20 protein-coding genes and 1 pseudogene are annotated in these 17,959 nt (G+C 74.7%); 13 read left to right on the plus strand and 8 right to left on the minus strand.

Going from position 1 to position 17,959, the window contains the following annotated elements; translation table 11 throughout:
• Positions 1-17 precede the first annotated feature (17 nt).
• A complete protein-coding gene (locus IEY99_RS23790; RefSeq protein ID WP_189206280.1) occupies positions 18-890 on the plus strand; it encodes a DMT family transporter in 873 nt (290 codons plus the stop codon).
• Between the two features lie 50 nt (positions 891-940).
• Here the strand turns inward: IEY99_RS23790 and IEY99_RS34980 are convergent, their stop codons facing one another.
• The gene (locus IEY99_RS34980; protein WP_268245145.1) at positions 941-1,072 is read right to left on the minus strand and encodes a hypothetical protein; all 132 of its coding nucleotides are present in this window, start codon (positions 1,070-1,072) and stop codon (positions 941-943) included.
• A 4-nt stretch (positions 1,073-1,076) separates the two neighbouring features.
• Between IEY99_RS34980 and IEY99_RS23795 the strand changes: the two genes are divergently transcribed.
• Positions 1,077-1,397: a hypothetical protein gene (locus IEY99_RS23795; protein ID WP_189206281.1), complete on the plus strand. Its 321-nt coding sequence runs from the start codon at positions 1,077-1,079 to the stop codon at positions 1,395-1,397.
• A 177-nt stretch (positions 1,398-1,574) separates the two neighbouring features.
• On the opposite strand, the gene IEY99_RS23800 is transcribed toward IEY99_RS23795, so the two are convergent.
• Positions 1,575-2,258, minus strand: coding sequence for a PaaI family thioesterase (locus IEY99_RS23800; protein WP_229799226.1), 684 nt, complete (start codon positions 2,256-2,258; stop codon positions 1,575-1,577).
• Positions 2,259-2,483: 225 nt separating this feature from the next.
• Between IEY99_RS23800 and IEY99_RS23805 the strand changes: the two genes are divergently transcribed.
• Positions 2,484-2,915 (plus strand): type II toxin-antitoxin system Rv0910 family toxin, encoded by a 432-nt coding sequence (locus IEY99_RS23805; protein WP_189206282.1) that lies wholly within the window; start codon positions 2,484-2,486, stop codon positions 2,913-2,915.
• 89 nt (positions 2,916-3,004) lie between these two features.
• Here IEY99_RS23805 and kstR read toward each other — a convergent pair whose 3' ends face one another.
• Complete coding sequence (gene kstR, locus IEY99_RS23810) at positions 3,005-3,634, minus strand: cholesterol catabolism transcriptional regulator KstR (RefSeq protein WP_189206283.1); 630 nt, start codon at positions 3,632-3,634, stop codon at positions 3,005-3,007.
• Positions 3,635-3,767: 133 nt separating this feature from the next.
• Here kstR and IEY99_RS23815 point away from each other — a divergent pair, with 133 nt between their 5' ends.
• The 6 genes and pseudogenes from IEY99_RS23815 to IEY99_RS23835 all read left to right on the plus strand — a co-directional run bounded on the left by IEY99_RS23815 (position 3,768) and on the right by IEY99_RS23835 (position 8,908).
• Positions 3,768-4,844 (plus strand): acyl-CoA dehydrogenase family protein, encoded by a 1,077-nt coding sequence (locus IEY99_RS23815; RefSeq protein ID WP_189206284.1) that lies wholly within the window; start codon positions 3,768-3,770, stop codon positions 4,842-4,844.
• Positions 4,825-5,970, plus strand: a complete 1,146-nt coding sequence (locus IEY99_RS23820; RefSeq protein ID WP_189206285.1) for an acyl-CoA dehydrogenase family protein — start codon at positions 4,825-4,827, stop codon at positions 5,968-5,970. The genes IEY99_RS23815 and IEY99_RS23820 overlap by 20 nt, the downstream gene beginning before the upstream one ends.
• Before the next feature lie 12 nt (positions 5,971-5,982).
• Positions 5,983-6,870 (plus strand): annotated as a pseudogene (locus IEY99_RS23825) (bifunctional MaoC family dehydratase N-terminal/OB-fold nucleic acid binding domain-containing protein); the annotation flags it as partial.
• On the plus strand, positions 6,853-7,251 hold the full coding sequence (locus IEY99_RS34470) for a hotdog family protein (protein WP_373293433.1): 399 nt from the start codon (positions 6,853-6,855) through the stop codon (positions 7,249-7,251). The pseudogene IEY99_RS23825 and the gene IEY99_RS34470, both read left to right, overlap by 18 nt.
• Positions 7,248-8,408, plus strand: a complete 1,161-nt coding sequence (locus tag IEY99_RS23830) for a lipid-transfer protein (RefSeq protein ID WP_189206287.1) — start codon at positions 7,248-7,250, stop codon at positions 8,406-8,408. Before IEY99_RS34470 ends, IEY99_RS23830 begins: the two co-directional genes overlap by 4 nt.
• Positions 8,409-8,452: 44 nt before the next feature.
• A complete protein-coding gene (locus IEY99_RS23835; protein ID WP_189206288.1) occupies positions 8,453-8,908 on the plus strand; it encodes a GNAT family N-acetyltransferase in 456 nt (151 codons plus the stop codon).
• Between the two features lie 31 nt (positions 8,909-8,939).
• Here IEY99_RS23835 and IEY99_RS23840 read toward each other — a convergent pair whose 3' ends face one another.
• Complete coding sequence (locus IEY99_RS23840; RefSeq protein ID WP_189206289.1) at positions 8,940-9,467, minus strand: pyridoxamine 5'-phosphate oxidase family protein; 528 nt, start codon at positions 9,465-9,467, stop codon at positions 8,940-8,942.
• A gap of 13 nt (positions 9,468-9,480) precedes the next feature.
• Entirely contained in the window at positions 9,481-11,145 is a 1,665-nt protein-coding gene (kstD, locus tag IEY99_RS23845) for a 3-oxosteroid 1-dehydrogenase (RefSeq protein WP_373293434.1), read from the minus strand.
• 62 nt (positions 11,146-11,207) lie between these two features.
• Here kstD and IEY99_RS23850 point away from each other — a divergent pair, with 62 nt between their 5' ends.
• The 4 genes from IEY99_RS23850 to dmpG are packed head-to-tail and all read left to right on the plus strand — an operon-like array spanning position 11,208 to position 15,531.
• Positions 11,208-12,821, plus strand: a complete 1,614-nt coding sequence (locus tag IEY99_RS23850; RefSeq protein ID WP_189206291.1) for an FAD-binding protein — start codon at positions 11,208-11,210, stop codon at positions 12,819-12,821.
• Complete coding sequence (locus IEY99_RS23855) at positions 12,805-13,593, plus strand: 2-keto-4-pentenoate hydratase (RefSeq protein ID WP_189206292.1); 789 nt, start codon at positions 12,805-12,807, stop codon at positions 13,591-13,593. The genes IEY99_RS23850 and IEY99_RS23855 overlap by 17 nt, the downstream gene beginning before the upstream one ends.
• Positions 13,586-14,482, plus strand: coding sequence for an acetaldehyde dehydrogenase (acetylating) (locus IEY99_RS23860; protein ID WP_189206293.1), 897 nt, complete (start codon positions 13,586-13,588; stop codon positions 14,480-14,482). Before IEY99_RS23855 ends, IEY99_RS23860 begins: the two co-directional genes overlap by 8 nt.
• A gap of 8 nt (positions 14,483-14,490) precedes the next feature.
• Positions 14,491-15,531 (plus strand): 4-hydroxy-2-oxovalerate aldolase, encoded by a 1,041-nt coding sequence (gene dmpG / locus IEY99_RS23865; RefSeq protein WP_189206294.1) that lies wholly within the window; start codon positions 14,491-14,493, stop codon positions 15,529-15,531.
• Here the strand turns inward: dmpG and IEY99_RS23870 are convergent.
• Genes IEY99_RS23870 through IEY99_RS23880 form a run of 3 tightly spaced genes read right to left on the minus strand, consistent with a single transcriptional unit; the run spans position 15,522 to position 17,934 of the window.
• On the minus strand, positions 15,522-16,526 hold the full coding sequence (locus tag IEY99_RS23870) for a ferredoxin--NADP reductase (RefSeq protein ID WP_189206295.1): 1,005 nt from the start codon (positions 16,524-16,526) through the stop codon (positions 15,522-15,524). The genes dmpG and IEY99_RS23870 overlap by 10 nt on opposite strands.
• On the minus strand, positions 16,526-16,801 hold the full coding sequence (locus tag IEY99_RS23875) for a hypothetical protein (RefSeq protein WP_189206296.1): 276 nt from the start codon (positions 16,799-16,801) through the stop codon (positions 16,526-16,528). The genes IEY99_RS23870 and IEY99_RS23875 overlap by 1 nt, the downstream gene beginning before the upstream one ends.
• Complete coding sequence (locus IEY99_RS23880; RefSeq protein ID WP_189206297.1) at positions 16,798-17,934, minus strand: 3-ketosteroid-9-alpha-monooxygenase, oxygenase component; 1,137 nt, start codon at positions 17,932-17,934, stop codon at positions 16,798-16,800. The genes IEY99_RS23875 and IEY99_RS23880 overlap by 4 nt, the downstream gene beginning before the upstream one ends.
• Positions 17,935-17,959 lie beyond the last annotated feature (25 nt).

Consider the following 17,959-nt stretch of genomic DNA (forward strand, 5'->3'; position numbering starts at 1 on the left):
CGCCCTAGGGTATGGCCGTGATCAACCGCTACGTGGCCATGTGCGTCACCACCTCGGCGATCCTCGGCGGCTCCTTCACGGTCAGCCGCGAGATCCTGTCCTACCCACCGTTGTCCGGCCAGGCGCTGCGGTACGGCGTCGCCGCCCTGGCGCTGTTCGCCGTCGTCGCGGCCGGCCGCACCCGCGTACGCCCGACCGCCCGTGACTTCGTCCGGCTGGCCGCCGTCGCCGCGACCGGGCTGGTCGGGTTCAATCTGCTGCTGCTGTTCGCGCTGCGTCACGCCGACCCGGCCGTCGTCGGCACGATCGTCGGCGGCAGCCCGCTGCTGCTCGCCCTCATCGGCCCGCTGCAGGAGGGTCGCCGGCCGGCGTTGCGGCTGGTCGCCGCCGCGGGCACGGTGGTCGCCGGCGCGGCGCTGGTCCAGGGCGGCGGCTCGGCGGACGCGTCCGGCATCGTCGGCGCACTCGGGCTGCTCGTCGCCGAGGCGTCGTTCTCGCTGTTCGCCGCGCCGCTGCTGCCCCGCCTCGGCGCCGTACGGGTGTCGGCGTGGAGCACCGCGCTGGCCGTACCGATGCTGGTCCTGGGGATGGCCGCCACCGGTGAGGTGCCGCGGACGCCCACCGCCGCCGAGGCCGGCGGCCTGCTCTTCCTGGGCCTGGTGCTGACCGTGCTGGCGTTCGTGGCCTGGTACACCGGGGTCAACGGCCTGGGCATCGAGCGCGCCGGGGTGTTCGTGGGTCTGGTGCCGGTGTTCGCGCTGCTCACGCTGGCCGCGGTCGACGGCGTGGTGCCGCGGCCGCTGCAGGTGGCCGGAGTGCTGGTGGTGACCGGCGGACTGGTCGCCGGCCTGCGGGTGCGCCCATCGCCGCGACGGCTCGCACCCGCGTGAGGCGCCGCGAGGCCGAGGTGCGCACCTCGCCGAACGCAGGACTCAGTTGGTCAGCGGCGGTAGGTTCGCGCGGCCGAGGTGCGGGTGTCGCCTGCGCTGTCGTACGCGCGCAGCTGGACGGTGAACTTTTGCACCTTGGCGACGCCATTGCGGTCGGCGGCCGTGCCGGCGACCTCGGTCACCCTGGTGAGCGTGGTTCCGTTCTTCGGCGCCCTCGTGATCGTTGCGGCCGGTGCGATGTTGTCGATGGTGATCGGCAGAGACGCCGTGGCGGCGTGCCCGGCGGCGTCCTGGACGCGCAGCACGACGGTAGCCGATCGGTGGGCCGGGTTGATGGACGTCATGGAGAACCGGAGGGGTCCGGTGGTGCGCAAGGTGCCGTCCACCCACCATTCGATGCGGGTCGGTGGGGACTCGTCGGTGACCTCGGCCGGCAGGTCACCGTTGCCGCCGACGATTCCGCCGGTCGGGGCGACGTCCAGCGGCGCGTTGTGGGACCACTGGTAGCCGATGTGCTGGTTGACGGGCTTCTGGTCGTCGACGATGTACTGGCCGGCGAGGAAACCGAGGTTTCCGGCCTGATCCCGGAGGGTGAAGGAGAGTGACGTGCCGTCCGTGGCCTGCCAGGTGAACGTCCAGGGTGCCGGTAGCTGAGGGGTGCGAGAGGGGTAGCGGTGATATCCCTCAGCCGGCGCGGGAGCCGGAGTCCCAGATCGCGCCGAAGAGGCGGCGGGCCTGGTCGGCGCTGAGGGCGACGAAGGTGCCGGTGGCGGCGACCAGGACGGCGTCCGGCTCGGCGGCGGTGGCGATGGACCCGGAGGCGGTCACCCGGCGTCCGTCGATCGTGGTCACCCGGGCGGTCAGGCGCAGGGGAGTCTGCAGGGGGACCGGCGCCCGGTACGAGGTGTCGAGCCGCACCGTCATGCCGGGGTGTCCGGAGGCGCTCACCGCGTATCCGAGGAGCTGGTCGAGCAGGAGCGCGCTCACGCCGCCGTGGGCGTAGCTGGGCGGCCCCTCGAAGGCCAGGCCCAGGGTGCAGGTGCCGACGGTGAGGTCGCCGGCCTGTTCGATGTGCAGAGGTGGGGCCAGGGCGCTGCCGCTGCCGGTCACCGGGTTGTACATCCGGACGCCGTCGAGCAGGTCGTCGGTGCTCGGCGGGGTCGAGCGGTCGCGGAGGCGGCCGCCGAGCAGGGCCGCGGCCGCCCGGACGCTCTCGGTCGCGCGGGCGAGGTCGTCGACCGGGGCCTCGGTGGCCGCGGAGAGCTCGACCAGGGTGCGCAGTGCGTCGCCGAGCTCGCTGACGGCGTGGCGCCGGCGGTGCAGCCGGGCCGGGCCGGCCGGATCGGTGCGGCCGTCGACGGCGCGCAGGTTGCGGGTGGCGCGGGGTGCGATCGCGTCCTGGTGCCAGGCGGCCGACGGGGAGTGCTCCCGCCCACCGGCATTGTTCTCGGTCACCGCACGCCTCCACCGTTCTCCGGACAGAACCTGGTTCTACTCCGGCAACGAGCCTTATTCATGAATGAAACTAGTGAAGCTCGTCACATTGCTATAACCTGTTCTAGTTCTGTGGGATCAGCCGCAAGGAGGAGCGCGATGCCCAAGGTCAGTGTCTCGGCCGGTGCCGCGGCCGAACCGCAGAAGGTCTGGCAGTTGCTGGTGGACCTTCCGCGGGTCGCCGAGTGGAACACGATGCACGAGGGCTTCGCCGGTGAGGTGCCGCCGACGCTCGACACGGGCACGACCTACCGGCAGAAGGTGAAGCTGATGGGCATGCCCGCGGAGATGTCCTGGCGGGTGACGGGCGCGGCGGTGGGGGAGCGGCTCGAACAGTCCGGGGACGGCCCGATGGGCGTCAAGGCCAAGAGCCGGATGGCGATCGAGCCGTCCGGGAGCGGGTCGCAGATCACGTACGAGATGGAGTTCGCCGGCCCCGCACTGGCCGGACCCATGGCGGGGATGCTCGAGAAGCAGGCCGGCACCGCGGCGCAGCAGTCGCTGGCGAAGCTGACAGCTCTGCTCGGCTGACCGAGCGGGCGAGCAGACGGGCAGACGGGCAGACGGGCGGACTGGCGGACCGGCGGCACCGGGAGGGCATCCCGGTGCCGCGGTGCGTGTCACTGCAGCAGCAGGCGGGTGGCGAGCTCCAGGTGGTTGACCACGTCGTTGGCCGAGGCCCGCCGGGTCACCCAGGCCACCAGGTTGGACAGCCACACGTCGCCGATCACGCGGGCCTTGGCCCGGTCGTCCGGGGTCGGCTCGCCGTCGTGCATGGCGTTGGTGAGCATCTCCTCCATGAGCCGGGCGACGGCGTTGACCTCGGCGCTGGCCGACGGGTCGGCGAACATGAACGCGCGCGTCATCGCCTCGGTGAGCAGCGGCTCGCGCTGCATCACCCGGGTCATCCGGCCGAGCACGTGCAGGGTCCGCTCGTGCGGGGTGTCGCCGGGGATGGGCTTGCGGTTCAGCTTCTCCTGGATCATCTCGAACTCCAGCACCAGGGCCGAGACCAGGAGATGGATCTTGGAGGGGAAGTAGCGGTACAGCGTGCCGAGCGCCACCTCCGCCCGCTCCGCGACGGTGCGCATCTGGACGGCGTCGTAGCCACCCTTGGAGGCCAGTGCGAGGGTCGCCTCGAGGATCCGGCGGCGCCGGTCCCGCTGGGCGGCGGAGCCCTGCTGCGCGTCCGCGCCGGCGAGCGCGCTGCGGCCGGCGCCGTTACTGGTATTCGTTCTCGACGCTGCCATCCTTGCCTTCCCCGCGAACTCGATCACGGCCGAAGGGCCGTGTTGTGGGATCTACCAGGGTACCAACGTGTGCGCGGCGATCGTCGACGTAGGTATCTGGCGAGTGAATACTGAAACGTGTTCTAATCCTGGAATGGGTCCCGACTTCGAGCTCGACGAGGCGCAGGAGGCGATCGTGCGGCTCGCCGGCGAGGTGCTGGACGACGGCGCCGGGACCCCGGACCGCCTCGGGAAGGCCCTGGGCGAGGCGGGCCTGCTCACCCTCGCCGTGCCGGAGCGCCTCGGTGGCGCGGGGCTGGGGCTCCTGGAGAACGCCTTGGTCATCACCGAGATCGCCCGCCGCGGCGTGGCGATCCCGGCGCTGTCCACCCTCGGCCCCGGCGTGCTGCCGGTGGTCCGCTGGGCGGATCCCGACCGGCAGCGCGACCTGCTGGCCGGGGTGGGCGGGGGCCGGATCCTGACCGCGGCCCTGGCCGAGCCGGGCGATCCGCTGCCGGCCGGCCCGCGCACCACGGCGTCCGCGCGGTGGACCGTCACCGGCACGAAGACCGGCGTGCCCGACGCCGAGCAGGCCCACCGCATCCTCGTGCCGGTCACCCGGGAGACCGGCGGCCTCGCGGTCGCCCTGGTCGATCCGGCCGCCCCCGGCGTCACCCTGCGCCGCACGGCCACGTCGTCCGGCTGCGCCGAGTTCACCGTACGGATGGACGCGGTGGCCGCGGAGCCCCTCGCCCCCGGCGGGCGGTGCGTCGCCGACCTGCACCGGTGTGCCGTCGCCGCGGCCTGCGCGGCGGGGGACGGCGCGCTCGCCGGGGCGTTGCGGTTGACCGCCGGCCACGTGCGCGACCGCCAGCAGTTCGGCCGCCCGCTCGCCACCTTCCAGGCCGTCGCCCAGCAGATCGCCGACGTGTACGTCACCTCGCGCACGCTGCACCTCGCCGTGCTGGCCGCCTGCTGGGGACTGGACGCCCAGCGCGGCGACGACGACGCGCGGGCGGACGACGACCTGTGGATCGCCGCGTACTGGCTGACCAGCGAGGCGCTCGCGGCCCTGCGCTCCTGCCACCACCTGCACGGCGGCCTGGGCCTGGCCGCCGACTACCCGCTGCACCGCTACGGCGCCCTGCTGCGCGACCTGGCCCGCCGCCTCGGCGGCGCCGAGCACTGCCTGCACCGGCTGGGAGGGCGCGTTGTTCATCGACCTGTCTGAGGACCAGCGGGCGCTGCGCGACCGGCTGCGGGCGTACCTGCAAGACCTGCTCTCGCCGGAGCAGCGCGCCGCGCTGCGCCACGACCGGCACGGACCGGTCCACCGGGAGGTCGTCGCCCGGCTGGGCCGCGACGGCTGGCTCGGCCTCGGCTTCCCCACCCGCTACGGAGGTGCCGGTCACGGCCCGGTGGAGCAGCAGATCCTGGGCAACGAGGCGGCTCGCGCGGACGTCCCGCTGCCGGCGGTCACCCTGCAGACCGTGGCGCCGACCCTGCTCGCGTACGGGACGCCCGAGCAGAAGGACTTCTTCCTGCCGCGCATCCTCGCGGGCGAGCTGCACTTCGCGATCGGCTACACCGAGCCGGAGGCGGGCACCGACCTCGCCGCGCTGCGCACCCGGGCGGTCCGCGACGGCGACGCCTACGTGGTCGACGGCCAGAAGACGTTCACCACGGGCGCGCACGACGCCGACTACCTGTGGCTCGCCTGCCGGACCGACCCGGACGCGCCGAGGCACAAGGGCCTGTCCGTCCTCGTCGTCGACACCCGCGACCCGGGGTACTCCTGGACGCCGATCATCACCTGCGACGGGGCGCACCACGTGAACGCGGTGTACCTGAGCGACGTCCGCGTGCCGGCCGCGATGCGGGTCGGCCCGGAGAACGGCGGCTGGCGGCTGCTGACCACCCAGCTCAACCACGAGCGGGTGATGCTGGGCCCGGCCGGGCGGCTGGCGGCCTTCCACACCCGGGTGCGGGACTGGGTGCAGGCGCGCCCGGGACTGCGCGACGAGCCCGACGTGCGCCGCGCGCTCGGCCGGGCGTACGCCTGCCTGCGGCTCAACGAGCTGCTCAACTGGCAGGTCGCCGGCGGCGAGCCGGCCGTGGCGGACGCCTCGGCCACCAAGGTCTTCTCCTCCGAGTGGGTGCTGCGCGTCGGCCACGAGCTCGAGCAGCTCGTCGGCCGCCACGGCGACCCGGACGACCCCGCGACCGCCGCGCTGATGTCCTGGCTGGACCTGCAGGCCAAGCGCAACCTGGTGCTGACCTTCGGCGGCGGGGTCAACGAGATCCAGCGGGAACTGATCGCGTCCGCGGGCCTCGGGCTGCCCCGGGTGCCGAGGTAGGTGGGGTACGCCGTGGACGAGACGATCAGCGCCGCCGCACGCCGCATCGCCGAGGCGGGCGAGTCGCCGCCGCGGCCGGCCCGCGACCCGGTGAACCTTCCGGGGATCCGCGGCTGGCTGGAGGCGATCGGCGACACCAACCCGGTCTACGAGCGCGACGGCCTGGCGCCGCCGGCGATGGTGCAGGTGTGGACGATGCCCGGGCTGCGCCCGGCCGCGTCCGGGGCGGCCGACCCGCTGCGGGACATGTCCGCGGTGCTCGACGCGGCCGGCTTCACCTCGGTCGTGGCGACCAATTGCGAGCAGACGTACGCGCGCTACCTGCGCGAGGGTGAGCGGGTCGCCGTCCGCAGCCGCCTGGTCGGCGTGACCGGGCCGAAGCGCACCGCGCTCGGCGAGGGCTGGTTCGTCACCACCGAGAGCACCTGGTCCGTGGCCGCCGAGCCGGTGGCGACCATGCGCTTCCGGGTGCTCAAGTTCCGGCCGGGCACCGCCGCGCCGGCCGCCGGCCCGGGCGCCGCGCTGCGGCCGGCGATCGGCCCGGACACCGCGTTCTTCTGGGCCGGCACTGCCGCCGGCGAGCTCCGGGTGCAGCGCTGCGGCGAGTGCGGCGCGCTGCGTCATCCGCCCGGTCCGGCGTGCCCGCGCTGCGGCGCCACCAAGCCGGAGTACGCCGTCGCGTCCGGCGCCGGCCGCATCCACAGCTACGTGGTGCACCGCCACCCGCCGCTGCCGGGCCGGCGGCTGCCCGTGGTCGTCGCGCTGGTCGATCTGGCGGAGGGCGTACGGATGGTGGGCGAGCTGCGCGGCGCGGACCCGGACCAGATCCGCATCGGCGCGCCGGTACGGGTGGAGTTCGTCCGCCTCGACGACGAGGTGACGCTGCCGGCGTGGCGCCTCGACACCCCGGCGGGAACCCCGCTGCCACCCTGGGAGCTGGCGGTGACCCCCACCGTCGTGATCAGCACGGCCCTGGCGACCCGCGACTTCCAGGACGTCCACCACGACCGCGACGCGGCGGTGCGGCGCGGCGGCAAGGACATCTTCCTCAACATCCTGACCACCGCCGGGCTGGTGCAGCGCTACGTCACCGACTGGGCCGGCCCGCGGGCCACCCTGCGCGGCATGGCGATCCGGCTCGGCGCGCCGTGCCACGCCTACGACACCCTCGCCTTCACCGGCCGGGCCCGCGACGGCGCCGGCGGCGAGCGGGTGGTCACGGTCAGCGGCCGTACGGCGGCGGGCGAGCACGTCGCCGCGACGGTGCGGGTGGCGCCGTGATCGCCCGGACCGCCGCGATCGCCGGCATCGGCGCCACCGAGTTCTCCAAGGACTCCGGCCGCAGCGAACTGCGGCTGGCCGTCGAGGCGGTCCGCGCGGCCCTCGACGACGCCGGCCTCTCGCCCGGCGACGTGCAGGGCATGGTGACGTTCACCATGGACGGCAGCGCCGAGGTCGCCGTCGCGCGCGAGCTCGGCGCCGGCGAGCTCACCTTCCTGGGTCGCATCGCGTACGGCGGGGGAGCGGCGTGCGCGGTCGTCCAGCAGGCCGTGCTCGCCGTGGCGGCCGGCCTGGCCGACGTGGTGGTCTGCTACCGGGCGCTCAACGAACGCTCCGGCCGCCGCTTCGGGCGGGCCCACGCGCAGACGGGCGCCACCTCCGCGGACGTCGACGCGAGCTGGCACCACCCGATGGGTCTGGCCACCCCGGCGGCGATGGTCGCCATGGTGGCCCGCCGCTACCTGCACGACTACGGCGCCACCACGGACGACTTCGGCCGGGTCGCGGTGGCGGCCCGCCGGCACGCCGCCACCAACCCGCACGCCTGGTTCCACGGCCGCCCGATCACGTTGGAGGACCACCGGGCGTCGCGCTGGATCGCCGACCCGCTGCGGCTGCTGGACTGCTGCCAGGAGAGCGACGGCGCGGTCGCGCTGGTGGTCACCTCCGCCGAGCGCGCCCGCGACCTGCGCCAGCCGCCCGCGGTGGTGTGCGCGGCGGCCCAGGGCAGCGGCCCGGACCAGTACGTGATGACGAGCTACTACCGCGACGAGGTCGCCGCGCTGCCCGAGATGGGCGTGGTGGCCCGCCAGCTGTGGCAGCAGTCCGGGTACGCCCCGGCGGACGTCCGCACGGCGGTGCTCTACGACCACTTCACGCCGTACGTGCTGATGCAGCTGGAGGAGCTCGGGTTCTGCGGCCGTGGCGAGGCCCGCCACCTGGTCGCCGGCGGCGGCATCGAGCTGGGCGGGCGGCTGCCGGTCAACCCGCACGGCGGGCAGCTGGGGGAGGCGTACATCCACGGCATGAACGGCATCGCGGAGGCCGTCCGGCAGGTCCGCGGCACCGCGGTCAACCAGGTCCCGGGCGACGGCCCGGTGCTGGTCACGGCCGGGACGGGGGTGCCCACCAGCGGCCTGGTCCTCGCGGGCGGCTAGGCGCCGGTCGTTCCCGGCGCCTGCGGCTCGCTAGGTTGTCGGTCATGACGGACGTACGGCTGGAGCCGATGACGGAAGATCAGTACAAGCCGTGGCGGGCCGCGGCCGAGGCCCACTACGCGCGGAGCGTCGCGGCGTCGGGCCGGTCGGCGCAGGACGCGGCCCGCACCGCCGCCGACACCTACGCGCAGCTGTTGCCCGACGAGTCCGCCACCCCTGACCACCACTTCTGGTACGCCTACGATGGCGACCGCCGGGTCGGCTTCCTCTGGGTCAAGGTCACCCACGACACCGCGTTCGTCTACAACGTCGCCGTCGAACCCGACGTACGCCGCCAGGGCTACGGCCGCGCCATCATGCTGGCCGCCGAGCGCTGGTGCCACGACAACGCGCTCAGCAGGATCGGTCTGCACGTCTTCGCCCACAACGCCGGCGCCCGGGCCCTCTACGAGCAGCTGGGCTTCACCGAGACCGGCCGGAACATGGCCAAGGACCTGTGACCGCGATCCGCCCGACCGGCGTCGAGCCGGATCATTCGTCGGGTTGCTCGCTGCGCCGCCAGAACTGGCGGGGAGCGAGGTTCTCGCGCCGGAGCCAGTGCTCGGTGTAGACGATGCGGTCCGCCTCGACGACCACGAGCGTGTCGTCGGGCGGCTCGGACACGGAGCGGCCGCGTTCGACGTGCTCGTTCTCCCACCGGAACGCCGGCCAGTAGTGGGCGCGGTCCGGGTGGCCGGCGCTCAGCACCCGGGCGGTGCCGAACAGCTGGGCGCCGCGGCTGCTGGCCAGCCCCACCAGCGGGGCGAAGATGCCGACCGACACCCGCGGGTCGGCGGCGATGTTGCGCATCTTGGGCGAGCGCGGCGCGGCCGTGAACATCACCGCGAAGCCGAGCGGGTAGTACCGCACCGGGGTGGCCAGCGGCCCCTGCCGTCCTGCGGTGGCGAGTACGCACATGTTCTGCGACGACAGCAGGTTGAGGATCCGCTCCTCCAGCCGCTCCCGGTCCATCCGTCCGCTGGGCGAGGCCCCGGACAGCCACGGGTTGGTCAGCGGCATGGGACATCCACGATCATGGCGGGACTCTACCCGCTCCCGCGGCGAGGTCGAGGGCGGCGAGGTCGAGGGCGGCGAGGTAGCCGAAGGTCATGGCCGGTCCGAGGGTGGCGCCGGCTCCGGCGTAGCTGCGGCCCATGACCGAGGCGCTCGCGTTGCCCGCCGCGTACAGGCCGGGGACGGGGGTGCCGTCCTCGCGCAGCACCCGGGCCCGCTCGTCGGTGCGGAGCCCGCCCTTGGTGCCCAGGTCGCCGGGGACGACCCGGAAGGCGTAGAAGGGCGGCTTGCGGACCGGGCCCAGGCACGGGTTCGGCCGGTTGCGCGGGTCGCCGTAGTAGCGGTCGTAGGCGGAGTCGCCGCGAGCGAAGTCGTCGTCGTGGCCGCGGGCGGCGAACTCGTTGAACCGGTGCACGGTCGCGGCCAGCGCGCCGGGCGCGACGCCGATGCGGGTGGCCAGCTCGTCCAGGGTGCGGGCGCGGTGCGCCACTCCGGCGGCGAACCAGCGCCGCGGCAGCGACCTGCGCGGGCCGTGCCCGGCGAAGAGATAGCGGTCGCGGTACGTCTGGTCGGTGACCAGCCACGCGGGCACGTGCCCCGGCGCGGCGAGCATGGCGTGCACGGCGTCCACGTAGGGCGCCGACTCGTTGACGAACCGCCGGCCCGCGGCGTCCACCAGCAGGCTGTGCGGCAGGTTGCGCTCGGCGAGGCAGAAGTACGGGCCGCCGGTCAGCGGCAGCGACGGTCCCCACCACGCCTCGTCCATCAGGTCGAGCGCGGCGCCGAGGCGGCGGCCCGCCTCGATGCCGTCGCCGGTGTTGCCGGGCGCGCCGGTCGTCCAGTCCGCGCCGACCGGCTGGTGGCGCCGGCGCATCCGCTCGTTGTGCTCGAACCCGCCGCTGGCGAGCACCACGCCCCGGCGGGCGTGCCACCGCACCGTCCGTCCGGGAGGCCCGGCGTGGATCCCGGCGACCCGGCCGTCCTCGACGATCAGGTCCGTCAGCGGCGTGCCGAGCCGGACCGGGACGCCGGCCGTGCGGAGACCGGCCCGCAGCCCCGCGGCGAGGGCCTGGCCCATGGTGAGCCGGCGCCGGTGCCGCAGCCGGGAGCTCAGGCCGCCGGCGGCGAGCCGCGCCGCCGTCAGGACCGCCCGCGGGTGGGTGCCGAGCGACAGCCACCGGTAGTCCGCCGCGGTCACGGCGACGCCGGCCGGCGCGGCCCGGTACGGCGGGGCGAGCCGGTCCACCCCGGACCCGAGCCGGCGGGTGTCCAGCGGCCGCGGCTCGATGGTCCGGCCGCCGGGCAGGCCGCCGGGTGCCTCGGGGTAGTAGTCGGGGTAGCCGGGCACCCAGGCGAACGTGAGCGGGGTGTGCTCCCGGACCACCTCCAGCATGGCCGGGCCGTGCGCGAGAAACGCCTCCCGGCGCGACGACGGCACCTCGGGCCCGGCGACGTGGGCCAGGTACTTCCGGGTGGCCTCGGCGTCGTCGGCGATCCCGGCCCGGCGCAGCACCGCGTTGCCGGGCAGCCACAGGGCGCCGCCGGAGCGGGCGGCGGAGCCGCCGTACACGTCGGCCTTCTCCACCACGACGACGCTCAGCCCGCGGTGCGCCGCGGTGAGCGCCGCCGTCATGCCCGCCGCGCCGCAACCGACCACGACGACGTCATGTTCCTCCACCGGCATCGACACTAGAACAGGTTATAGTTATCGGCGCGGAGAAGCCATCGAGACAGGGACATCTGCCCATGACCGAGGCGTGGCACGAGGCGGCCGATGTGGTGGTCGTGGGGTTCGGCGCGGCCGGGGCCTGCGCCGCCGTCGAGGCGGCCGGGGCGGGTGCCCGGGTGCTGGTCCTGGACCGCTTCACCGGCGGCGGCGCGACCGCGATCTCCGGCGGCGTGGTCTACGCCGGCGGAGGCACCCGGCAGCAGGCCCGGGCCGGTGTCGCGGACACCGTGCAGGCCATGACCGGCTACCTGCGCGAGGAGGTGGGCGACGCCGTCTCGGCGGCCACCCTGCGCCGGTTCTGCGAGCAGAGCGCCGCGATGCTCGCCTGGCTGGAGGAGCGCGGCGTGCCCTTCGACGCCTCCCTCTGCCCGCACAAGACGTCCTATCCGACCGATCGCCACTTCCTCTACCACTCCGGCAGCGAGCTCTCCTTCGCCCAGGTCGCCGCGCCGGCGCCGCGCGGGCACCGCACGCACGCCCGCGGGGCCTCCGGCCGGCTGCTGTACGCCCGCCTCGCCACGGCGGCCCGGGCGGCCGGCGCCGAGGTCCGCGTCCAGGCCCGCGCGCACCGGCTCGTCACCATGGACGGCGCGGTGGTCGGCGTCGAGTGCCGCACCCTGCACGGCGCACCGGCCTGGGCCCGGTCCGGTCATCGGATCCTGCACCGGTGGTCGGTCAAGCCCGGCATCTACCTGCCGGCTCTCGGCCGCGCGCTGCACCGGCCGGTGGCCGGGCTGGAGCGCCGCTACGGCCGTACCCTGCGGATCGGCGCCCGGCGCGGCGTCGTGCTCGCCGCGGGCGGCTTCGTCTTCGACCGGGAGATGCTGCGCGAGCACGCCCCCGGCCACCGGGGCGGCCTGCGGCTGGGCACACCCGGCGACGACGGCTCCGGCATCCGGCTGGGCACCGGGGTCGGCGCCGCCACCGGCCACCTGGACCGGGTCAGCGTCTGGCGCTTCCTCACGCCCCCGTCGGCGCTGGCCGGCGGCCTGCTGGTGGACCGCGACGGGCGGCGGGTCTGCGACGAGTCGCGCTACGGCGCGGCGATCGGCGACGCCGTGCTGCGCTGCCCGGACCGGCGGGCCTGGCTGCTGGCCGACGCGGCGCTGCTCGCCGAGGCCCGCCGCCAGGTGCGCCGGCAGGCCTCGTGGTTCCAGCGGTTCCCGGCGTGGTGGCTGCTCACCGTCGGCCGGGTCCGCGGGCGGTCGCTCGCGCAGGTGGCCCGGCGCGCGGGCGTGGACGCCGCCGGGCTGGCCGCCACGGTGCGGGAGTACCACGCCGCCGCCGACGCCGGCCGGCCCGATCCCGCCGGCAAGCCGAGCGAGGCCGTCCGGCCGCTGCGCCGGGCGCCGTACTCGTTGATCGACGTCTCGATCCGGCCGCGGATCGCCGTGCCGGCGCCCATGCTCACCCTCGGCGGCCTGCGGGTCGACGAGCAGACCGGGCAGGTGCTGCGGCCGGACGGCAGCGGCGTGCCCGGGTTGTACGCGGCCGGCCGCACCGCGGTCGGCGTCTGCTCGCGCAGCTACGTCAGCGGGCTGTCGCTGGCCGACTGCGTCTTCTCCGGCCGCCGGGCCGGCCGGAGCGCGACGGCCGAGGACCGGGGAGGGGTGCATGCTCACCGAGACTGAGCGGGCGGCGCTGGCCGACCGGCTGCACGCGGCCGAGCGGGACCGCGCGCCGATACCGCCGCTGGTGCTCGAGCGCCCGGACCTGACGGCGGCCGAGGCGTACGCCATCCAGCTGCACAACGTGCGCCGCCGCGGCGAGGCCGTGGTGGGGCACAAGGTCGGCCTGTCGTCGGAGGCCATGCAGGCCATGATGGGCGTCGACGAGCCGGACTACGGTCACCTGCTGGAAAGCATGCGACTGTCCGAGGACGAGCCGGCGCGGGCGTCGCGATACTGCTGTCCGCGCGTCGAGATCGAGGTGGCGTTCCTGCTCGGCGCCGACCTGCCCGCAGACTGCACCGAGGACGACGTGCTGGCCGCCACCGCGGCGTTCGCCCCGTCCATCGAGCTGATCGACAGCCGCATCCGGGACTGGAAGATCAGCCTGGCCGACACCATCGCCGACAACGCGTCCTCGGCCGGCTTCGTCGTCGGCGCGGCCCGGGTGCCCCCCGCCGCGGTCGACCCGCGCGCCATCGACGCCGTTCTCTACCGCGGCGACGAGCCGGTGGCCCGGGGGCGCTCGGACGCCGTGCTGGGCAACCCGGTGACGGCGGTGGCCTGGCTGGCGCGCACGGTCGCCGGCTTCGGCGTCCGGCTGCGCGCGGGCCACCTCGTGCTGCCCGGCGCCTGCGCCCGGGCGGTGGACGTCCACCCCGGCGACGAGTTCCGGGCGGTCTTCACCGGCCTGGGCGAGGTCCGCCTGTCCTTCGAGGAGGAGTCGCATGGTTGAGCTGACGGCCGCCATCGTCGGGTCCGGCAACATCGGCACCGACCTGCTGTACAAGCTGCGGAGGTCACCGCTGATCGAGCCGCGCTGGATGGTGGGCGTCGATCCGGACAGCCCGGGCCTGCGCCGCGCCGCCGAGCTGGGCCTGGCGAGCAGCGCGGGCGGCGTGGACTGGCTGCTGGCCCAGGACCCGCTGCCCGACCTGGTCTTCGAGGCCACCTCGGCGGCGGTGCACCGGGCCCACGCACCCCGCTACGCGCGGGCCGGCATCCGGGCCGTCGACCTCACTCCGGCGGCCGTCGGTCCGCTGGTGGTGCCGGAGGTCAACCTGCGTGCCCACCTGGATGCGCCCAACCTCAACCTGATCACCTGCGGCGGGCAGGCCACCATCCCGATGGTCCACGCCGTCTCCCGGGTCACCCCGGTCGGCTACGCCGAGATCGTCGCGACGGTCGCCTCCCGGTCGGCCGGGCCGGGCACCCGGGCCAACATCGACGAGTTCACCCGGACCACCGGCCGGGCGCTGGAGGTCGTCGGCCGGGCGGCGCGGGGCAAGGCCATCGTGGTGCTCAACCCGGCCGAGCCGCCGCTCATCATGCGGGACACGGTGTTCTGCGCGATCGACCCGGAGGCCGACGCGCGCGCGGTGGCCGCCTCCGTCGTGGCGATGGCCGCCGACGTGGCCCGCTACGTGCCCGGCTACCGGTTGCTCAGCGAGCCGCAGTTCGACCCGCCGTCGCCGGCGACGCTCGGGCGCAGCCGGGTGGGGATCTTCGTCGAGATCGCCGGGGCCGGTGACCACCTGCCGGCGTACGCCGGAAATCTCGACATCATGACCGCCGCCGCGACCCGGGTGGGCGAGGAGCTCGCCCGGGCCGCCGTGCCCGCCTAGGAGCTCGCATGCCGCCGCGCCCCTTCTCCGCCGACCTGGACGTCCGGATCACCGACTCGGCGCTCCGCGACGGCTCGCACGCCAAGCGCCACCAGTTCACCGCCGCCGAGGTCGCCTCGGTGGTCGCCGCGCTCGACGCCGCCGGCGTACCGGTGATCGAGGTGGCGCACGGCGACGGGCTGGGCGGCTCGTCGTTCACCTACGGCCTCAGCCGTACGCCGGAGCAGGAGCTGATCGAGGTGGCCGTCCGGACCGCCACCCGCGCCAGGATCGCGTTCCTGATGCTGCCCGGCGTCGGGGTCGTCGACGACATCCGGGTGGCCGCCGGCAACGGCGCGGGCGTCTGCCGGATCGCCACCCACTGCACCGAGGCCGACATCGCCGTGCAGCACTTCGGACTGGCTCGCGAGCGGGGGCTGGAGACCGTCGGCTTCCTGATGATGGCCCACTCGCAGCCGCCGGAGGCGCTGGCGAAGCAGGCCCGCATCATGGCCGACGCGGGCTGCCAGTGCGTGTACGTCGTCGACTCGGCGGGAGCGCTCGTCCTGGACCAGGTGGCCGACCGGGTCGCCGCGCTCGTCGCGGAGCTCGGCGACGACGCGCAGGTCGGCTTCCACGGCCACGAGAACCTGGGTCTGGGCGTGGCCAACTCGGTGCTGGCGGTGCGGGCCGGCGCCGCGCAGATCGACGGCAGCACCCGGCGCTTCGGCGCCGGGGCCGGCAACACGCCGGTGGAGGCGTTCGTCGGCGTCTGCGACAAGCTCGGCATCCGCACCGGCGTGGACTTCTTCGCCGTCGTGGACGCCGCCGAGGACGTGGTCCGCCCGGTCATGCCGCAGGAATGCCTGCTGGACCGCCTGTCGCTGACCATGGGCTACGCCGGGGTCTACTCCAGCTTCCTCACCCACGCCTTCGCCCTGTCCCGGCGCTACGGGGTGCCGGGCGCCGAGATCCTGGTCCGGGCCGGCGAGCGGCGCCTGGTCGGTGGCCAGGAGGACCAGCTCATCGACATCGCGGTGCAGCTGCGCCGGGAGGCGGATCAGTCGTAGGTGACCGCGACCCGGCCGGTGCGCGCGACCGCCTGGCAGGCCAGGATGTAGCCCTCGGCGAAGTCCTCCTCCTCGAGCACCTCGTTGCGTACCAGCTCGACGTCGCCGTCGACCAGGCGGCAGGCGCAGGTGCCGCAGTTGCCCTGGCGGCAGGAGAACGGCGGGTTGAGCCCGGCCGACATGATCACGTCGAGCAGCCGGGTGCCGGCGGGCCACGCCAGCCGGTGGGTCTGCCCGTCCAACGTCACCTCGGCGGTCGCGTCCAGGGTGGTGGGCAGCATCGACTCGAAGCGTTCCACCCGGACCCGCTGCGGCGCCACGCCGGCCCTCTCCAGGGCCTGCCGGGCCACCACGACGAACGGTTCCGGGCCGCACACGAAGGCCTCCCTCCGCGCGTACGGACGCAGCAGCGGCGCCAGGTCCTCCCCGCGGGGAGCGCCGCGCTCGTGGTCCAGCCAGTGCGTCACGGTGAGCCGGTCGGGGTGCCGTTCGCGCAGCGCCGCCAGCTCCCCGGCGAAGATGACCGAGCCCGCGTCGCGGTTGGCGTAGACCAGCGCGAGCCGTCCGCGCCCCTGGGCGAGCACGGACTTGATGATCGCCATCACCGGGGTGATGCCGCTGCCCCCGGCGAGCAGCAGCAGGTCGTCGTCGAGCGAGGCCGGGGTGAACTCGCCCGCGGGCGGCGTCAGGTCGAGCTCGGCGCCCGGCTCGACGTGGTCGCAGATCCAGTTCGAGGCCTGCCCGTCGCGGACCCGCTTCACCGTGATCTTCAGGTCGGTGTCGGTGTGCGGCGAGCTGGACAGCGAGTAGCAGCGGGCGACGGTGCCGCCGCCGCCGGGCACCCGGACGGTCAGGTATTGCCCGGGCCGGTAGCCGAACTCTGCGGCCAGCGCCGGCGGCACCGACAGCACCAGCGAGCGCGCGTCGGCGGTCTCGGCGATGACCCGGGCGACCCGCAGCCGGTGGAACGGGAGGCCCGGACGGGTCTCGCCCATCAGCTCACCTCCAGCCGGCCGTCGCGGACCGCCCGGTCGATGGTGTCGTGCAGATCGGGGCAGGTCGGCACCAGTGCGGCCGGACGCCCGGCGGCGTGCGCCGCGGCGAGGACGGCGCACGTGGCGGCGGCGCGGACGGTCCACTGCACGCTGGTCTGCTGGGGGCTGCGCTTGCCGGCGCGCACCAGGGCGCCGCAGCGCGCGCAGCCGATGTCGGACAGGCCCTCCTCCAGGTACGCCCGGCGCTCGGCGAGCGTGTCGGCCCCCGGTGTCACTGCGCCGCCGACTCGGCCTGGCGCCGCAGGTTCTCGGCCACCTCGGCCTCCCAGGTCTGCACCGCGCGGGTGGTGTCGACCTCGAACTCGTAGCGGGCCACCATGTCCTCGGTGACGTCCTCGACGTCCACGTAGAACTGCTCGTACCAGCGGCGCAGCTGGTAGACCGGGCCGTCCTCGACGCACAGCAGCGGGTTGTCGATCCGGCTCTTGTGCTTCCAGATCTCCACGTCCTGCTGGAAGCCGACGCCGATGCTGCGGGCGAACTTGGCCGCCGCCTTGTGCGCCTGGGCGGTGCTGAGGCCGGGCAGCCGCTTGACGATCAGGCCCCACTGCAGCACGAACGAGGTGGCCGTGACCGGGTAGTGGCAGTTGATCAGCACGGACTCGACGTCGACTCCGTGGTAGTCGAGGTACAGGTTGTCGATCATGTACGAGGGCCCGTAGTAGGCGGCCTCGGAGCGCAGCCCCCCGCCGCCGGACTGGCTGGCCCCGATCGGCACGTCCGGCCGCGGCCGGGTGGTGAGGTACTGCGCGGCGACGTGGCCCTCCAGGACGTTCTTGAAGAACGTCGGGAAGGCGAAGTGGATGTAGAAGAAGTGCGCCATGTCGACCACGTTGTCGATGACCTCGCGGCAGTTGGCGCCGTCGATGCGGATCGAGTCCCAGGTCCAGGGGCTCCAATCGGCGGAGAACGCGCCCTCGACGCGCGGGATGGTGACCTCCGGCGGGGGAGCGGCGCCCTGGGGGTCGTTCCAGACGAAGAGCTGGCGGTTCTCCTCCAGGGTGGTCCAGGAGCGGGTGCGGGCACGCATCGGCACCCGGTGGGCGTAGGGCACCGCGTCGCACCGGCCGTCGCCGCGCCAGCGCCAGTCGTGGAACGGGCAGGCGACCGTGTCTCCCTTGATCGTGCCCATGGTGAGGTCGCCGCCCATGTGCCGGCAGTATCCGTCGAGGACGTGCAGCGCGCCGCCGGAGTCGGCGAACACCACCAGCTTCGTGCCGAACGCCTCGACGGCGTGCGGCCGGCCGTCGCGGAACGAGTCGGCCAGCCCGAGGCAGTGCCAGCCGCGGGCGAATCTCGTCGGCGGCGCGCCGGCGTCGATCGTTCGTGCCCCGTCGCCGTTGCGCATGAGCCGCACCCCATTTCCGATGGTG

The sequence above is a fragment of the Couchioplanes azureus genome (assembly GCF_014648355.1).
Taxonomy (GTDB): domain Bacteria; phylum Actinomycetota; class Actinomycetes; order Mycobacteriales; family Micromonosporaceae; genus Actinoplanes; species Actinoplanes azureus.